General features: G+C 67.3%; 13 protein-coding genes. All 13 read right to left on the bottom strand.

What is annotated here, in order from left to right:
- Nucleotides 1-15: 15 nt before the first annotated feature.
- Nucleotides 16-3,036 (bottom strand): TonB-dependent receptor, encoded by a 3,021-nt coding sequence (locus tag AC1DMQ_RS05090; protein WP_477032456.1) that lies wholly within the window; start codon nucleotides 3,034-3,036, stop codon nucleotides 16-18.
- Between the two features lie 282 nt (nucleotides 3,037-3,318).
- The gene (locus AC1DMQ_RS05085; protein ID WP_477032455.1) at nucleotides 3,319-3,786 is read right to left on the bottom strand and encodes a chemotaxis protein CheE; all 468 of its coding nucleotides are present in this window, start codon (nucleotides 3,784-3,786) and stop codon (nucleotides 3,319-3,321) included.
- Nucleotides 3,783-4,367: a response regulator gene (locus AC1DMQ_RS05080; protein WP_477032454.1), complete on the bottom strand. Its 585-nt coding sequence runs from the start codon at nucleotides 4,365-4,367 to the stop codon at nucleotides 3,783-3,785. Before AC1DMQ_RS05080 ends, AC1DMQ_RS05085 begins: the two co-directional genes overlap by 4 nt.
- Nucleotides 4,368-4,370: 3 nt before the next feature.
- Nucleotides 4,371-4,757, bottom strand: a complete 387-nt coding sequence (locus AC1DMQ_RS05075) for a chemotaxis protein CheU (protein WP_477032453.1) — start codon at nucleotides 4,755-4,757, stop codon at nucleotides 4,371-4,373.
- Between the two features lie 4 nt (nucleotides 4,758-4,761).
- Nucleotides 4,762-5,334 (bottom strand): chemotaxis protein CheD, encoded by a 573-nt coding sequence (locus AC1DMQ_RS05070; RefSeq protein ID WP_477032452.1) that lies wholly within the window; start codon nucleotides 5,332-5,334, stop codon nucleotides 4,762-4,764.
- Nucleotides 5,331-5,720 (bottom strand): response regulator, encoded by a 390-nt coding sequence (locus AC1DMQ_RS05065; RefSeq protein WP_010918325.1) that lies wholly within the window; start codon nucleotides 5,718-5,720, stop codon nucleotides 5,331-5,333. Before AC1DMQ_RS05065 ends, AC1DMQ_RS05070 begins: the two co-directional genes overlap by 4 nt.
- 4 nt (nucleotides 5,721-5,724) lie before the next feature.
- Nucleotides 5,725-6,753, bottom strand: coding sequence for a protein-glutamate methylesterase/protein-glutamine glutaminase (locus AC1DMQ_RS05060; RefSeq protein WP_477032451.1), 1,029 nt, complete (start codon nucleotides 6,751-6,753; stop codon nucleotides 5,725-5,727).
- A complete protein-coding gene (locus tag AC1DMQ_RS05055) occupies nucleotides 6,753-7,637 on the bottom strand; it encodes a CheR family methyltransferase (protein WP_477032450.1) in 885 nt (294 codons plus the stop codon). Before AC1DMQ_RS05055 ends, AC1DMQ_RS05060 begins: the two co-directional genes overlap by 1 nt.
- A gap of 1 nt (nucleotide 7,638) precedes the next feature.
- On the bottom strand, nucleotides 7,639-8,106 hold the full coding sequence (locus AC1DMQ_RS05050; protein ID WP_477032449.1) for a chemotaxis protein CheW: 468 nt from the start codon (nucleotides 8,104-8,106) through the stop codon (nucleotides 7,639-7,641).
- Nucleotides 8,107-8,110: 4 nt separating this feature from the next.
- The gene (locus AC1DMQ_RS05045; protein WP_477032448.1) at nucleotides 8,111-10,429 is read right to left on the bottom strand and encodes a chemotaxis protein CheA; all 2,319 of its coding nucleotides are present in this window, start codon (nucleotides 10,427-10,429) and stop codon (nucleotides 8,111-8,113) included.
- Between the two features lie 48 nt (nucleotides 10,430-10,477).
- A complete protein-coding gene (locus tag AC1DMQ_RS05040) occupies nucleotides 10,478-10,843 on the bottom strand; it encodes a response regulator (protein WP_028038734.1) in 366 nt (121 codons plus the stop codon).
- A complete protein-coding gene (locus AC1DMQ_RS05035) occupies nucleotides 10,840-11,127 on the bottom strand; it encodes an STAS domain-containing protein (protein WP_477032447.1) in 288 nt (95 codons plus the stop codon). Before AC1DMQ_RS05035 ends, AC1DMQ_RS05040 begins: the two co-directional genes overlap by 4 nt.
- Nucleotides 11,127-13,100 (bottom strand): methyl-accepting chemotaxis protein, encoded by a 1,974-nt coding sequence (locus AC1DMQ_RS05030; RefSeq protein ID WP_477032446.1) that lies wholly within the window; start codon nucleotides 13,098-13,100, stop codon nucleotides 11,127-11,129. The genes AC1DMQ_RS05035 and AC1DMQ_RS05030 overlap by 1 nt, the downstream gene beginning before the upstream one ends.
- Nucleotides 13,101-13,294: the final 194 nt, after the last annotated feature.

Genomic DNA, 13,294 nt, shown 5'->3' with positions numbered 1-13,294 from the left:
GGGGAGGAACGCGACCTAGAACTTGTAGCGGACGCCCAGATAGTACTGGCGACCGAAGTGCACGTACTCTTCCGAGATGCGGCGGACCGAGTCGTCCAGCTTGCTGTCGGCCTGGTCCGTGAGGTTGATGCCCTCGAAGGTGACCGTGAACTTGCCGAACTCGTAGCTGACCTGGGTGTCGATGTTCGTGGTCTTTTCCTTGATCCGAACATCGTTGTTGTTCGTCGCCGCAGGGGCGACCTGGATCAGGTACTCGTCGCGATAGGACGCCGAGACGCGGGCCTTGAACGGACCATTCTCGTAGTAGAGCGTGGCGTTGTAGGCGTTGGGCGACAGGTTCACCAGCGGCTGGGTCAGCAGCACGGCCGGGGCGGTCTGCACCCGCGGGGTTCCACCGAACGTCGGGTTGCGGATCACGTACTGGATGTCGCTCTTGACGTGGGTGTAGTTCAGGATGCCGCCGAACTTGTCGAACGGCGCCGGCAGGAAGGTGAACGGACGCTGGGCGCTCAGCTCGAAACCCTTCAGCTTGCCGCCGGGGGTGTTGATCTGGGTCGTGACCGTGAAGGGCGTGTCACCCGTGTTGCCGTTCGACAGCAGGCTGTCGGGCAGCTCGGTTTCCGACCACGGCATGACGGTGGCCGAGGTCTGGATGTAGGACTTGATGTCCTTCTGGAAGAAGCCCGCCGACAGCAGGGTTTCCTTGTCCGGATACCATTCGAAGCTGAGGTCCAGGTTGTTGGACAGCATCGGGTTCAGTTCGGGGTTGCCGCGGGTCAGCGTCTGGTTCTGCTGGCTGATGGCGGTGTAGCCCGGCGTCAGGTTCTGCAGCTGCGGACGGGTCATCGTCTTGGCGGCCGAGAAGCGGATGAAGAAGTTCTCGAACGGTTGGGCCGAGACGTTCAGCGACGGCAGGGTGTTGGTGTATTCGCGCTCGGTGGTCTGGATCGCGTCGACCGGCACGGTTTCGTTGATGACCGTGCCGTTGCCGAGGGTGACCGGCACCGGAGCCGTGCTGCCCTTGTTGTAGTGGCCCAGGGCGCTCTGCTCGGTCTTCACGTAGCGGACGCCGAAGTTGCCGCGCACGGGGATGTTGAACAGGTCCTGGTCGAAGTCGGCCTGCAGGTAGAACGCGTTGTCCTTCTCGGTGATCTCACGCCAGGCGCCCAGCTGGTTCAGGACGCTCAGGCGGAAGTCGCCGTAGTTGTTGATGCAGTTGCAGTTGTAGCCGTAGACCGACTGCAGCTTGGCCAGGTCGGGGGCGATCCACGAGGTCGGGGTGCCGGCCGGCAGGTCCAGACCACGACCGAAGCCGGTGATCAGGCGCGAGACGTCGGCGACCGTGGCGCCGCCCGGCAGGGCGTAGCCCGCTTCGGCGGTGTAGGTGGTGCCGGTGGCCGCGAGGTTGCGCGAGAAGAGGCGCTTTTCCCACGAGTTGAAGCCGAATTCCTTCCAGGCCGCGCCGGCGCGCAGCTTCCAGCCGTCCACGACTTCGTAGTCGACGTCGGCGCGGAAGGTCTTGAAGGTGTTGACCGCCTTGCTGGGACGCATGCGCAGCAGCGACGGATCGCCTTGAGCCGAGGTGTTGCTGTAGGTGAAGTTGGCCGGGTTGGTCGGATCGAAGCCGTAGTTGAACGACGGCAGCTTGTCGTCGCCCGAATAGTCGTAGCTGTAGTTGTCGCTGTTGTAGCGATCGAACGAGAAGGTCGTCTGGACCGGGTTGTCCTGGATCGAGCGCGACTGGCCGTAGATCGCGCTGAAGTGGCCCCGATCACCGAACTTGGTGTCGTAGGTCAGGGTGAACTGGTTGAACTCGGTGGTCAGGTCGTCGTGGCGATATTCCACGCGGGCGTCGACGTCGTCGAAGGTGCCCTTGATCAGGCTGCCCTTGCTGTCGGCCGTGAAGTTGACCACGTCGGTCTGGGGCAGGCCCTGGCCGCTGCGGCTGAACGAGATGACTTCCAGATAGGTCTCGTCGCGGTCGTTGGTGAACTTGGCCAGCAGGGCGTCCAAGGTCAGGGTCGAGTTCTCGGTCGGGCGCCATTGCAGCGAACCGGTCACGCCCAGGCGCTTCTGGTTGTACTGCAGGCGGCCGTAGCGCGGGATCCGCGGGTGCCACAGGTTGTTGGCGGTGCCGGCGGCGGCCGCGCTGGTCGGCGTGGTGCCGCCGACGACGGTGCCGATCTGCGAGCAGGTCAGGGCCGGGCCGCTGACGGGGTTGTAGGCCGGAGCCGTGCAGGGGAACGAGGTGGAGCTGTTGTTGGCGACGCTGGGGTTTTCCCAACGGCCGGTCGAGGAGCCTTCTTCCAGCGTCTTGCGCTCGGCGTAGGCCACCGAGATCAGGGCGCCGATTTCACCGATGCCGGTGTCCCAGCGGTTGCTGGCCAGGAAGGTGAAGCGGGGGTCGGTCTTCCGCGACAGGTCGTTCCAGCCGAGCTTGGCGCCCATGCTCATGGCCGGGCCGCTGAAGTCGAACGGACGCGAGGCCTGCAGGTCGATGATGGCGCCGAGCGAACCTTCTTCGTTCGAGGCCGAGGTCGACTTGCGCACGGTGACGCTGTTGAACAGTTCCGAAGCGAAGATGCTGAAGTCGAACTGGCGGCTGCGGTTGGCGCCGCCGGAGCCGTCCTTGCCGCCCGTGGTGGCCAGGGCCTCCAGGCCGTTCAGGCGCACGACGGTGAAGTCGGCGTTCAGACCACGCACGGTGATCGTGCGGCCTTCGCCGCCATCACGGTCGATCGACACGCCCGGCACGCGCTGCAGCGACTCGGCCAGGTTCAGGTCGGGGAAGTCGGCGATGTCTTGCGCCTTGATGACGTCGACGAGGTCGTTTTCGCGACGCTTGACGTCAAGGGCGTTGGCCAAGCTGGCCCGGAAACCGGTGACGACCACTTCTTCGACGGCGGTGTCTTCGGCGGCGGGCGCCGGCGTTTCTTGTGCGGCGGCGGCTCCGGCCATCGCCAGCGCCATGAGCAGGGCGCTGCTGGAAGCACCGAGCTTCAGCGCACGAACGCGCTGCTTAGAGACCTGGGACATGTATCCTCCTCCCGTGACACGTTTCTTTTGAACGACGCTCTCGCATCGCCCGGCCAAGAGTGCGTCCGCGCGTTCCTTCCTGCGCGACCGACCCCGGGGCCGTCATTTTTGACACCGGTGTCACATCTGCGTGAGATGTTGTCCTGACACCGGTAGCAATCTCAGCGGTATCAAATGAAACCGCTATTCACAAGATGGCTGAAGCGTGGCGAAACGTAGCGGGCCCGTAATCGTGTCGTTTCGGCCACATTGAAGCCAAGCTTGGTTTACGGCCATTGATCCTCAGGCCTCTTCGATCCGCCGTTGACTGACCTTGTTGAGCCCGTCGATCACGGCGCGTCGCTGGTCGGGGCTGAGGTCGGTCGTCCGCAGAAGCCGGAGCGCGTTGATGTGGACGTCGATGGCGTCCCAGCGCCAGGCGTTGGCTTCCGAGCAGTTGTCGATCAGGGCGCAGAACGAAATCGCCGCCTGGTCGACGCACGAGCCCGGCAGGAAGCCCGATACGTCGATGATACGCAGGGCCAGGGTGTAGAGGTCCTGATAGGCGCCGGCCGCGCGCGTCGCCGCCGCCGACTTGCCGAACCGGCCCTCGATCTCGGCCAGGGCGGCGTCCAGCACCGCCAGGGATTCGGCGCGCAGCGGCTCCAGCGCCGCGTCGGCGGCCGCCAGGGCGTCCTTTGCCATCATGCCGCCGTTGGCCCGGGCCAGCATCGACAGGCGGTTGGGAGCGCGGAACTTGCGGGCGGTCATGGTTTCACTTTCTCGGGGTCGCCCGCACCCTGCGCCGCGGCGCCCGGCGGACGGAGCGCTTGCGGGGGATCCTCGCGGCGACGCCCCTTGGCGCCGGCCGGGGGGCCGTCGTTCTTGAACCGGCGGTCAGGCCCGAGATAGGTCTCGCACTCGACGAACTGGCGGTCTTCCTTGGCCGCCCACAGGATGCGCTCCAGCACGATCTTGGGGGTGATCGGCTTGGCGATCGTGAAATTGGCGCCTGCGTCGCGGCCCTTGAACACCTGCGAGGGCGGGGTGTGGCCCGAGACCAGGATCACCGCCAGGTAGCGGTTAGCCTCCAGGGCGCCGCGGCGCAGCCATTTGACCAGTTCGTAGCCGTCGACGCCGGCCATGTTGGTGGCGCTGATGACCAGGTCGAAGGTGCGCTCGCGCAGCAGGGTCTGGGCCGCCTTGGCGCTGTCGGCCCGGGTCAGGTTCCCGACGCCGAAGCCGAGCAGCACCTGGGACAGCAGGTTCAGCGACGGGACGCTGTCGTCGACGAGCAGCACCTCGACCTTTTCGAGATTGATGCGGGTCGAGGCGTGAAGCGGTTCGCGCATGGCCTAGAAGAAGTCGAGTTCGCCGGCCTTGGCGTCCCAGCCCGAATGGTTCTCGGCGTCGCGAAGACGCACCACTAGGTCGGCCAAGCCCAGCCCCTCGAGCAGCGGCTCGACGGCCATGCTCCATTCCCCGGAAGCGTGCTGGCCGATGCGGGCCAGGACGTCCGACAGGCCGTGCAGGCGCTGGCTCAATTCGTCCAGGGCCTGCAGGCGCGACAGGTTCTCCAGCGCCGCGCCGCCGCCGGCCAGGTCGCCGGCGATGTGCTCGCAGTCGCGGCAGATCGCCGCCGCCGCCATCAGTTCTACCGCCAGCCGACGCGAAAGCTCGCCCACGGGCAGCTGCCCAGGGGTTTCGTAAGCGTCAGTCAAGGCAAGCGGCTGGGCGGTCATAGGATCAGAACAGCTCCAGTTCGCCGCTGCTGGCGGCGGGGGCGGGGGCGACGGGACGCCGGACTTCGGTCGGCGCGTTGTCGACGGCGACCAGGCGTTGGCGAACCCGGCCGGACGCCGGCCAGAACTCGACGCGACGGGCCGACAGGCCGCCCGTGCTGGACGACACGATCGGAATGCCTTCGTCGCGCAGGAAGCGCTCGGCGAAGGCGGCGTTGCTGGCGCCGACGTCCGAAAGGCCGTCGAACAGCTTGCCGCCGCCGAAGATCTTGGCCTCGAGACGGTCGCGACGGGCGCCCTTCTTGAGCAGACCGTTGATCAGCAGCTCCATGGCGTAGGCGCCGTAGCGGACAGCGTCGCCGTTGTCGTTGTTGGCGCGGCCGCCGGTGTCGGGCAGCAGGAAGTGGTTCATGCCGCCGATGCCGGTGGTCGGATCACGCAGGCAGGCGGCGATGCACGAGCCGAGCACCGTGGTCATGACCACCTGAGGATCCGACGACACGTGGCTCTCGCCCTGGGTGACGTGAACCTTGATCGCCGGACCCATCTCGTCTGGGTGGGGATCTCGATTGATCATGTCAGCTGGCCAAAGACCTGTTCGATCTTTTCCTTCAGGCCCTGAACGGTGAACGGCTTGACGCAGTAGTTGTTGACGCCGAACTGCACCGCGCGCTGGACCAGCTCGCGGTCGGCCCGGCCGGTCAGCATGACGAAGGCCGTCTGGCGGATCGGCGGGTGCGAGCGCACGGCGCGCAGCAGGGCCAGCCCGTCCATCTTCGGCATGTTGAAGTCCGAGATGACCAGGTTGGCCGGCTTGGCCAGGAGGTTCTTGAGAGCCTCCTCGCCGTCGGGGGCCTCGCGGATGTCCTTGAAACCGATCTGCTGCAAGGCGTTGCGGATCAACGCCCGCATGGTCAGCTGGTCATCGACGACGAGAACGGAAATGGTGCTTGCTTGGGGCATGGGTTCATCGCCTCGCGGAGGCCAGATCGAGAATGGTTTGGCCCATGGAGGACAGGGTGACCTGCTTCTCCACCGCGCCGAGTTCAAAAGCCGTACGAGGCATGCCGTAGACGACGCAACTCTGCTCGTCTTGGCCGACCGTCCTGGCGCCGGCCTTGCGCATGGCCAGAAGGCCCTGCGCGCCGTCACGGCCCATGCCGGTCAGGATGGCGCCGACCGCCTTGTCTCCGACGGCCTGGGCCACCGAATTGAAGAGCACGTCGACCGAAGGCCGGTGGCCGCTGACGGGGTCGCCCTGGACCAGGCGGCAGCGCAGCCCGGCCGAGCGAACGACTTCCAGGTGGGTCGCGCCGCCCGGGGCGACATAGACCTTGCCCGGCTCCAGCAGGGCGCCGTCGGCGGCTTCCTGCACCTTGGCCCCGCTGGCCCGGTCGAGGCGGGCGGCGAAGCTGGCGGTGAAGGTGGCCGGCATGTGCTGGGTGATCACCGTCGGCGGGCAGGTCTCGGGGAACTGGGTCAGGATCGACAGCAGGGCTTCCACCCCGCCGGTCGACGAGCCGATCGCCACGATGTCGCCCGAGGGGACGTAGTTCAGGCGGCGGGCGGTCACCGGTCCGGCGTCGGCCTTGGTCCGCACGGAAGCGCGGGCGGCGGCCTTGACCTTGTCGGCCACTTCCGCAAGCGCCTCGGCGGTGCCCGTCGCGTTGGTGGGCTTGCCCACGCAGTCGACCGCGCCCAGCTCCAGCGCGCGCAGGGTCATCTCGGCCCCGGCCTGAGTCAGGCTGGAGACCATGACCACCGGCATCGGCCGCAGGCGCATGATCTTCTCGAGGAACTCGATGCCGTTCATGTTCGGCATCTCGATGTCGAGGGTGACGACGTCGGGGTTCAGGGCCTTGATCATGCCGCGAGCCTCGAACGGGTCGCCGGCGGCGCCCACCACCTCGATCTCGGGATCGCGGGTCAGGGCGGCCGTGATCAGGCTCCGCATGGTGGCGGAGTCGTCGACGACGAGAACGCGAATCCTGGCCATCAGCGACCTCCTGCCTTGCGATAGGCGGTCAGGCCGGCGCTTTCAAAGGCCGTGACCGACGCGCCCACGCGTTCGGAGTGGCCGACATAGAGCTTGCCGCCCGGCGACACCAGCGGCGCGAAGCGCTGCCAGACCCGCTCTTGCGTCGGCTCGTCGAAATAGATCACCACGTTGCGGCAGAAGATGGCGTCGAATGGCCCCTTCATCGGCCAGCTCGGGCCGTTCAGGTTCAGCTCGCGGAACGCCACCATCTGCCGGGCGGCTTCGCAGACGCGGAAGCTGCGGCGGTCGCTGGCGTCGCGCTCGAAATACTGGCTGCGCATGTTGCCGGGGATGCCCTCGAGGAGGGTCTCCTCGTAGACAGCCGTCCGGCCGGTCGCCAGCACGTTGGTGTCGATGTCGGTGCCCAGGATCCGGATGTCCAGATCGGCGGCGTTCGGCCACACCGACAGCACGGTGAAGGCCATCGAATAGGGTTCCTGGCCCGACGAGCAGGCCGCCGACCACAGGCGCAGGCGCCCGCCGGCCCGCACCTTGTCGGCCATGGGCTCCAGGATGCTGGCGCGCAGGTCGTCGAAGTGGTGCGGCTCGCGGAAGAAGCGCGTGACGTTGGTCGTCAGGGCCCGGAGCATGTGCTGCTGCTCGTCGACATTGCCGTCCTGGGCGACGAACGTGCAGTACTCGGCGAAGGTCTTCAGGCCCAGGGTGCGCAGGCGCTTGGCCAGGCGCGAATAGACCAGCGTCGCCTTGCTGTCGGGCAGGCTGATGCCGGCCTGATCGTACAGCAGGGCCGCGATCCGCTTGAAGTCCGCCGTCGTGAAGGCGAACTCGCCATCGACAAGGGCCTCGCGGCGATCCGTGAATGAGGTTGAGGGTGTGGTCATCTTAGGCGGCCAGGGCCTCGCGCTCGGGGAGCAGGCGGTCCAGCGAGATTTCGCTGATCATCCGCCCTTCGATGGAAATGATGCCCTTCACGAAGTGACGGACGTTCTCGCAGGCGATGTCCGGCGTCGGCTGGCACATGTCGTCGGTGATCGACAGGATGTCGGACACCGCGTCGACCAGCAGGCCGACCGTGCGGTCGCCGGCCTGGACCACGATGAACACGCTGCGCACGTTCGGCTCGGTGGTCGGCATGCCGATGCGGCAGGCCAGGTCCATGATCGGCAGCACCGCGCCGCGCAGGTTGATCACGCCGCGCATGTAGCTGGGCGACTGCGGAAGCGTGGTCGCCGGGCTCCAGCCGCGGATCTCGCGGACGGCCATGATGTCCACGCAGTATTCCTGCTCGCCCACGCGGAACGAGATCAGTTCGCGGGTTTCGGCGCTGGGTGTGGTGTGGTGTTCGGTCATCGGGCTATTCCGCGGCGATGAGGGTGGGATCGACGGCAGGCGGCGGGCCGCGGCGGCGCAGGTTGATCACCGCGTCGACGTCGAGGATCAGAGCCACCCGGCCGTCGCCCAGGATGGTCGCGGCGGCGACCCCTTCGACCTGCTGGTAGTTCTGCTCGAGCGACTTGATGACCACCTGGCGCTGGCCGTGGATGGCGTCGGCCACCAGGGCGGCGCGCGAGCCGTCTTCACCTTCGACCAGCAGCACCACGCCTTCGGTCGCCGACGGCGACTTGCTGCGATAGTTCAGGGTCAGACCCACGTCGATCAGCGGCACGAAGCTGTCGCGCACGGCCAGGACCGAACCGGTCGGGCCCAGGGGCCGGATTTCCTCGGCCTTCGGGCGAAGGCTTTCGACGATGCAGGCCAGCGGGATGACCAGGGTCTCGCCGGCCACGTCGACCACCATGCCGTCCAGGACGGCCAGGGTCAGCGGCAGGCTGAGCGTGAAGGTCGAGCCCAGGCCGGGACGCGAGGAGATCGAGATGCGACCGCCCAGGGCCTGCACCGAACGCTTGACCACGTCCATGCCGACGCCGCGACCCGAAACGTCCGAGATCTTGTCGGCGGTCGAGAAGCCCGGGAGGAAGATCAGGTTGTCGATCTCTTCGTCGGTCAGGGTCAGGTCCGGCGAGATCAGGCCCTTGTTGACGGCGATCGACAGCACCCGCTCGCGGTTGATGCCCTTGCCGTCGTCCTGGACCTCGATGACGATCCGGCCGCTGCGGTGCAGGGCGGCCAGACGCACGACGCCTTCGGGATTCTTGCCGGCCGCCTTGCGCTCCTCGGGACTTTCCAGCCCGTGGTCGATGGCGTTGCGCAGCATGTGGGTGATCGGATCGGCCAGACGCTCGATGACCGTCTTGTCGACCTCGGTGTTCTCGCCGTCCATCACCAGGCGGGCCTGCTTGCCCGTCATGTTGGCGACTTCGCGGACCAGGCGCGGCATGCGCTGGAACACCGACTTCACCGGCTGGGCGCGGATGGCCATCACGCTGTCCTGGATCTGGCGGGTGAGCTGTTCCAGCTCATCCAGGCCCATGGCCAGGTTCGAAGAGGGGGCGATGCCGTATTCGCCGACCCGTTGGGCCAGCATGGCCTGGTTGATGACCAACTCGCCGACCAGGTCGATCAGGTGGTCGATGCGCTCGGGATCGACGCGGATCACCGACTGGCCCGGGCCGGGGACGTCGATCTGGGCCGGCTTGGCGCCCTGAGCCACGGGGGCGGCCGGCGCGTTGGCGGCGACCGGGGGCGCGGCGGGCGGCGGAGCCGAGATGGCCACGGGAGCCGGCGGCGCGGCCTCGACCACCGGAGCGACGGCGACCGGCGCTTCGACGGGGGTCTCGATCACGACGGGCGCGGCTTCGAAGACGGGTTCGGGAGCGGGGGCGGCCACGTCCAGCAGGGTCGCCAGCACGTCGGCCACCGGGGCCTCGCCGCGGGTGATCTCCAGGTCGCAGTCGCCGTCGACGAATTCGAAGACTTCGCGGATGGCCTCTTCGCCCTGCTCGGTTTCGAGGCGGACGCTCCAGGTCACATAGGCGGCTTCGGCGTCGAGGAATTCCAGGGCCGGCAGGGCGCTGTCGTCCAGGGTCGCCTGGATCGGGCCCAGGCGGCTCAGCTCGCGCAGCAGCAGGGCCGTTTCGTTGGCCTTGCGGTAGAGGTCCGACTTCGGACGGATCGACACCGTCCAGACATTGTCCAGCACCGAGGCGTCTGCGGCTTGGGCGTCGAGGCTGATGGTCATCGGCTGGAAGCCGAAGTCCATGTCGTCGTCGTCCATCCCGTCGTCATCGGCGCCGACGACGAGGGGGGTGAAGGTGATGCCCATCTCGTCGTCGACGATGGCGACAGGGGCGGCGACCAGCGGGGCGGCGGCAGGAGCCGGGGCCGCCGACGGATCGGTGACGGCCTTCAGCTCGGCGGCCATGGCGGCCGATGCGTCCATGTCGACCACGCCCAGCCCGCGGGCCGAGCTGACATGGTCGGCCAGCACGTCCGAGGCGCGCAGCAGCAGGGCGGTCAGGTCGGGCGTGCCGGGGATCTCGTTGGACCGCAGCGCGTCGAGCAGGGTCTCGAACACGTGGGCGAAGCGCACCAGCGGCTCCAGGCCGAAGGCTCCCGCCCCGCCCTTGATCGAGTGCACGGCGCGGAACACGGCGTTGACGGTGTCGCTATCGTCGTTGCCGTCCTGAATAGCCAGGAGACCGCCTTCAAGATCGGCGAGCAGTTCCTCGCATTCCTGAAAAAAGGTGACCTTGATGGCCTCTAGCTCGTCCATTCCCCGACTTCCTACAAAGGTATTTCAGTACCTAAAGCACTCGTACGATCAGGCCGCGACGCGACGGATCGCCTCAACGAGCTTTTCGGGATTGAACGGCTTGACGATCCAGCCCGTCGCGCCGGCTTCGCGAGCCCGCTGCTTCTTGCTGGGGTCGCTTTCCGTGGTCAGCACCAGGATCGGGATGGCGCGATAGTCGTCGTCGACCCGCACCGCCTCGATGAAGCCGAAGCCGTCCAGCTTGGGCATGTTGATGTCGGTGATGATCACGTCCGGGCGATGGGCGGACAGCACTTCCAGCCCGTGTTCGCCGTCGACGGCTTCGACGACGTTGAACCCGGCGCCGGCGAGGGCCATGCGCAGCATGTCCCGCATCGTACGCGAGTCATCGACCGTGAGGACAGTACGCGTCACGATGCAGCTCCTTGAAGGTCGGTCCGCAGCAGGGCCCCTTCGGCCCCGAACAGACGGATGGTTTCCACGAACGCCTCGGAAGGCGCGGTGATCAGAAAAGGCTTGCCGTCCTCGTCCCACGCCTTGCGGGCGGCGAGCAGGACCTGCAGGCACAGGCCGCCGAGACGACGGACCTGGTCGGCATGGACTTCGATGTCCTGGCCGCGACGTTCGACGAACGCCTGCTTGAGCGGACCCGAAGCCTTCAGATCAAGGGTTTCGGGCAGGGCGATCGCGGTCGACATCAGAACTCCTCCCAGCCGTCGGCGGCGGGGGCCGCGGCGGTCGCCGCACCGCCGCGTCCGGGACGGGCGAAGGCGTTGAGGCGGGCGCGTTGCTCAGCCACCGGATTGGCGGCCGGGGCGTGTTGGGCGGGATCGGCCATCTGCGGACGCTCGTAGGAAGCGGTCTGCTGGCGGCCGTCGCCGACCCGGAAGCGACCGATCAGACGCACCAGCTCGCCGGTCTCGCCCTTCAGCGAGTGGGTGGCGGCGGTCGATTGCTCGACCATGGCGGCGTTCTGCTGGGTCACCTGGTCCATCTGGTTGACGGCGGTGTTCACTTCGTTGAGGCCGGTCGCCTGTTCGGCGGCCGAGGCGGCGATCTCGGTGACCAGGGCGTCGATCTCGCCGACCTTGACCACGATCCGCTGCAGGGCCTCGCCGGTCTGGCCGACCAGGCTGACGCCTTGGCTGACCTGCTGGGTCGAGGACGAGATCAGCGTCTTGATCTCCTTCGCCGCTTCAGCGGAACGCTGGGCCAGGGCCCGGACTTCCTGGGCCACGACCGCGAAGCCGCGGCCGGCGTCACCGGCGCGAGCCGCCTCGACGCCGGCGTTCAGGGCCAGCAGGTTGGTCTGGAAGGCGATCTCGTCGATCACGCCGATGATCTGGTTGATCTGCTTGGACGAGTCCTCGATGGCGCTCATGGCCGAGACGGCCTGGTGCACGACCTGGCCCGAATGGGTGGCTTCACCGCGAGTGCTGGAAACCACTTCCGAGGCCTGCTTGGCGCCGCCGGCGGTGCGGCGCACCGTGGCGGTCAGCTCGTCCAGGGCGGCGGCGGTCTCTTCCAGCGAGGCGGCTTGCTGCTCGGTGCGGCGCGACAGGTCGTCCGAAGCGTGGGCGATTTCGTCGGCGCCGGTGCGCAGGCCGTCCGTCGAGGCCGCGATGACCTTGATGGTTTCCTGCAGCTGGGTGATGGCGGCGTTGAAGTCGTCCTTCAGCTTGCGGTAGTCGCCCGGGAAGTCGGCCTGGACGCGGAACGTCAGGTCGCCCTTGGCCAGGTGCTCCAGCGCTTCGGCCAGCGACGACACCACCAGGGCGTTCTCGCGGGCGGCGGCGGCGGCGGACTCTTCCTTGGCGCGACGCTCGTCGGCGGTCAGGGCCGCGTTCTTCTCCTGCTCGGCGCGCATCTGCTCGAGGTGGATCTGATTGTCGCGGAAGACCTTGAGCGAGCGGACGATGGCGCCCAGCTCGTCGCCGCGGGTCATCTTCTCCAGGTCGATCGTGTTGTCGCCCTTGGAGAGCTTCTCGGTCGCGCCGGCGATGTCGCCGATCGACTTGCGGGTGGTCATCACGGTCATGAAGGCCAGGCCGGCGACCGCCAGCAGGGTGATCAGCGACATGACGATCGTGGCGCTCATCGCGGCGGCGGCTTCGGACTGGCGCTTGGCGGCCTGGGTCGTGGCGCGGACGGCGGCGTCGTCGACGACCTTCTGCAGCTGGGCGGCCATCTTGACGTAGGTGTCTTCGAAGCTGCCGGCGAAGCTCATGGCCATGCCGGTGTCGACGTCGATCATGCCGCTGACCGTGTCGATGGCGCTGCGGCATTCGTCGAGCGACTTGACCAGGGAGTCGATCTTGGGACGCTCGGAGGCGGGCAGCTTGGACGAGAGGCCCTTCACTTCCTTGCCCAGGGCGTCGAACTCGGCGAGCAGCTCGGCGATGCGGGGACCAGCCGGCGGGGCCATCGGATCGGCCTTCGAGGCCAGGATCTGATAGAGCGTGCCGTGCGCCTTGGTGATGCGGCGCGACAGCGACTGGATTTCGCTGTTGATCCGCATGTCCTGCTCGACCACCTGCTTGAGCGCGGCGGACTGGCTCTTCTGGACGACGATGGCCCCCCCGGCCATCAGGGCCAGCATCAGCAGGGCGAAAGCCGGCGCGAAGCCGATTTTGATGATCAATGGCAGATCGACGAGCCGGAAGCGCTTCATCGGTTTGGTCCCCTCTAGCGGCGTTCCGTGCGCACGGATCACCAACGTCGAGGGGGATCATCACGACATATTCCTAATAGTTCCTGACTTTGGTTAAGAGCCTTTGCCGCAGGGCCTGTCGCACCCCCGCTATTTTCCGCCTTTTCCTGGCCGGCAGGACCCGCCGGACTCCACGAGTCAGGAAATGCCCGCGC

Source organism: Caulobacter sp. 05L422, from assembly GCF_056397765.1.
This window is presented reverse-complemented; position numbering and strand designations above follow the sequence as displayed.

What these genes read in the sequence shown, in the direction of transcription:
- AC1DMQ_RS05090 (WP_477032456.1), bottom strand. Translation starts at nt 3,036, where the DNA reads ATGTCCCAGGTCTCTAAGCAGCGCGTTCGTGCGCTGAAGCTCGGTGCT.
- AC1DMQ_RS05085 (WP_477032455.1), bottom strand. Translation starts at nt 3,786, where the DNA reads ATGACCGCCCGCAAGTTCCGCGCTCCCAACCGCCTGTCGATGCTGGCC.
- AC1DMQ_RS05080 (WP_477032454.1), bottom strand. Translation starts at nt 4,367, where the DNA reads ATGCGCGAACCGCTTCACGCCTCGACCCGCATCAATCTCGAAAAGGTC.
- AC1DMQ_RS05075 (WP_477032453.1), bottom strand. Translation starts at nt 4,757, where the DNA reads ATGACCGCCCAGCCGCTTGCCTTGACTGACGCTTACGAAACCCCTGGG.
- AC1DMQ_RS05070 (WP_477032452.1), bottom strand. Translation starts at nt 5,334, where the DNA reads ATGATCAATCGAGATCCCCACCCAGACGAGATGGGTCCGGCGATCAAG.
- AC1DMQ_RS05065 (WP_010918325.1), bottom strand. Translation starts at nt 5,720, where the DNA reads ATGCCCCAAGCAAGCACCATTTCCGTTCTCGTCGTCGATGACCAGCTG.
- AC1DMQ_RS05060 (WP_477032451.1), bottom strand. Translation starts at nt 6,753, where the DNA reads ATGGCCAGGATTCGCGTTCTCGTCGTCGACGACTCCGCCACCATGCGG.
- AC1DMQ_RS05055 (WP_477032450.1), bottom strand. Translation starts at nt 7,637, where the DNA reads ATGACCACACCCTCAACCTCATTCACGGATCGCCGCGAGGCCCTTGTC.
- AC1DMQ_RS05050 (WP_477032449.1), bottom strand. Translation starts at nt 8,106, where the DNA reads ATGACCGAACACCACACCACACCCAGCGCCGAAACCCGCGAACTGATC.
- AC1DMQ_RS05045 (WP_477032448.1), bottom strand. Translation starts at nt 10,429, where the DNA reads ATGGACGAGCTAGAGGCCATCAAGGTCACCTTTTTTCAGGAATGCGAG.
- AC1DMQ_RS05035 (WP_477032447.1), bottom strand. Translation starts at nt 11,127, where the DNA reads ATGTCGACCGCGATCGCCCTGCCCGAAACCCTTGATCTGAAGGCTTCG.
- AC1DMQ_RS05030 (WP_477032446.1), bottom strand. Translation starts at nt 13,100, where the DNA reads ATGAAGCGCTTCCGGCTCGTCGATCTGCCATTGATCATCAAAATCGGC.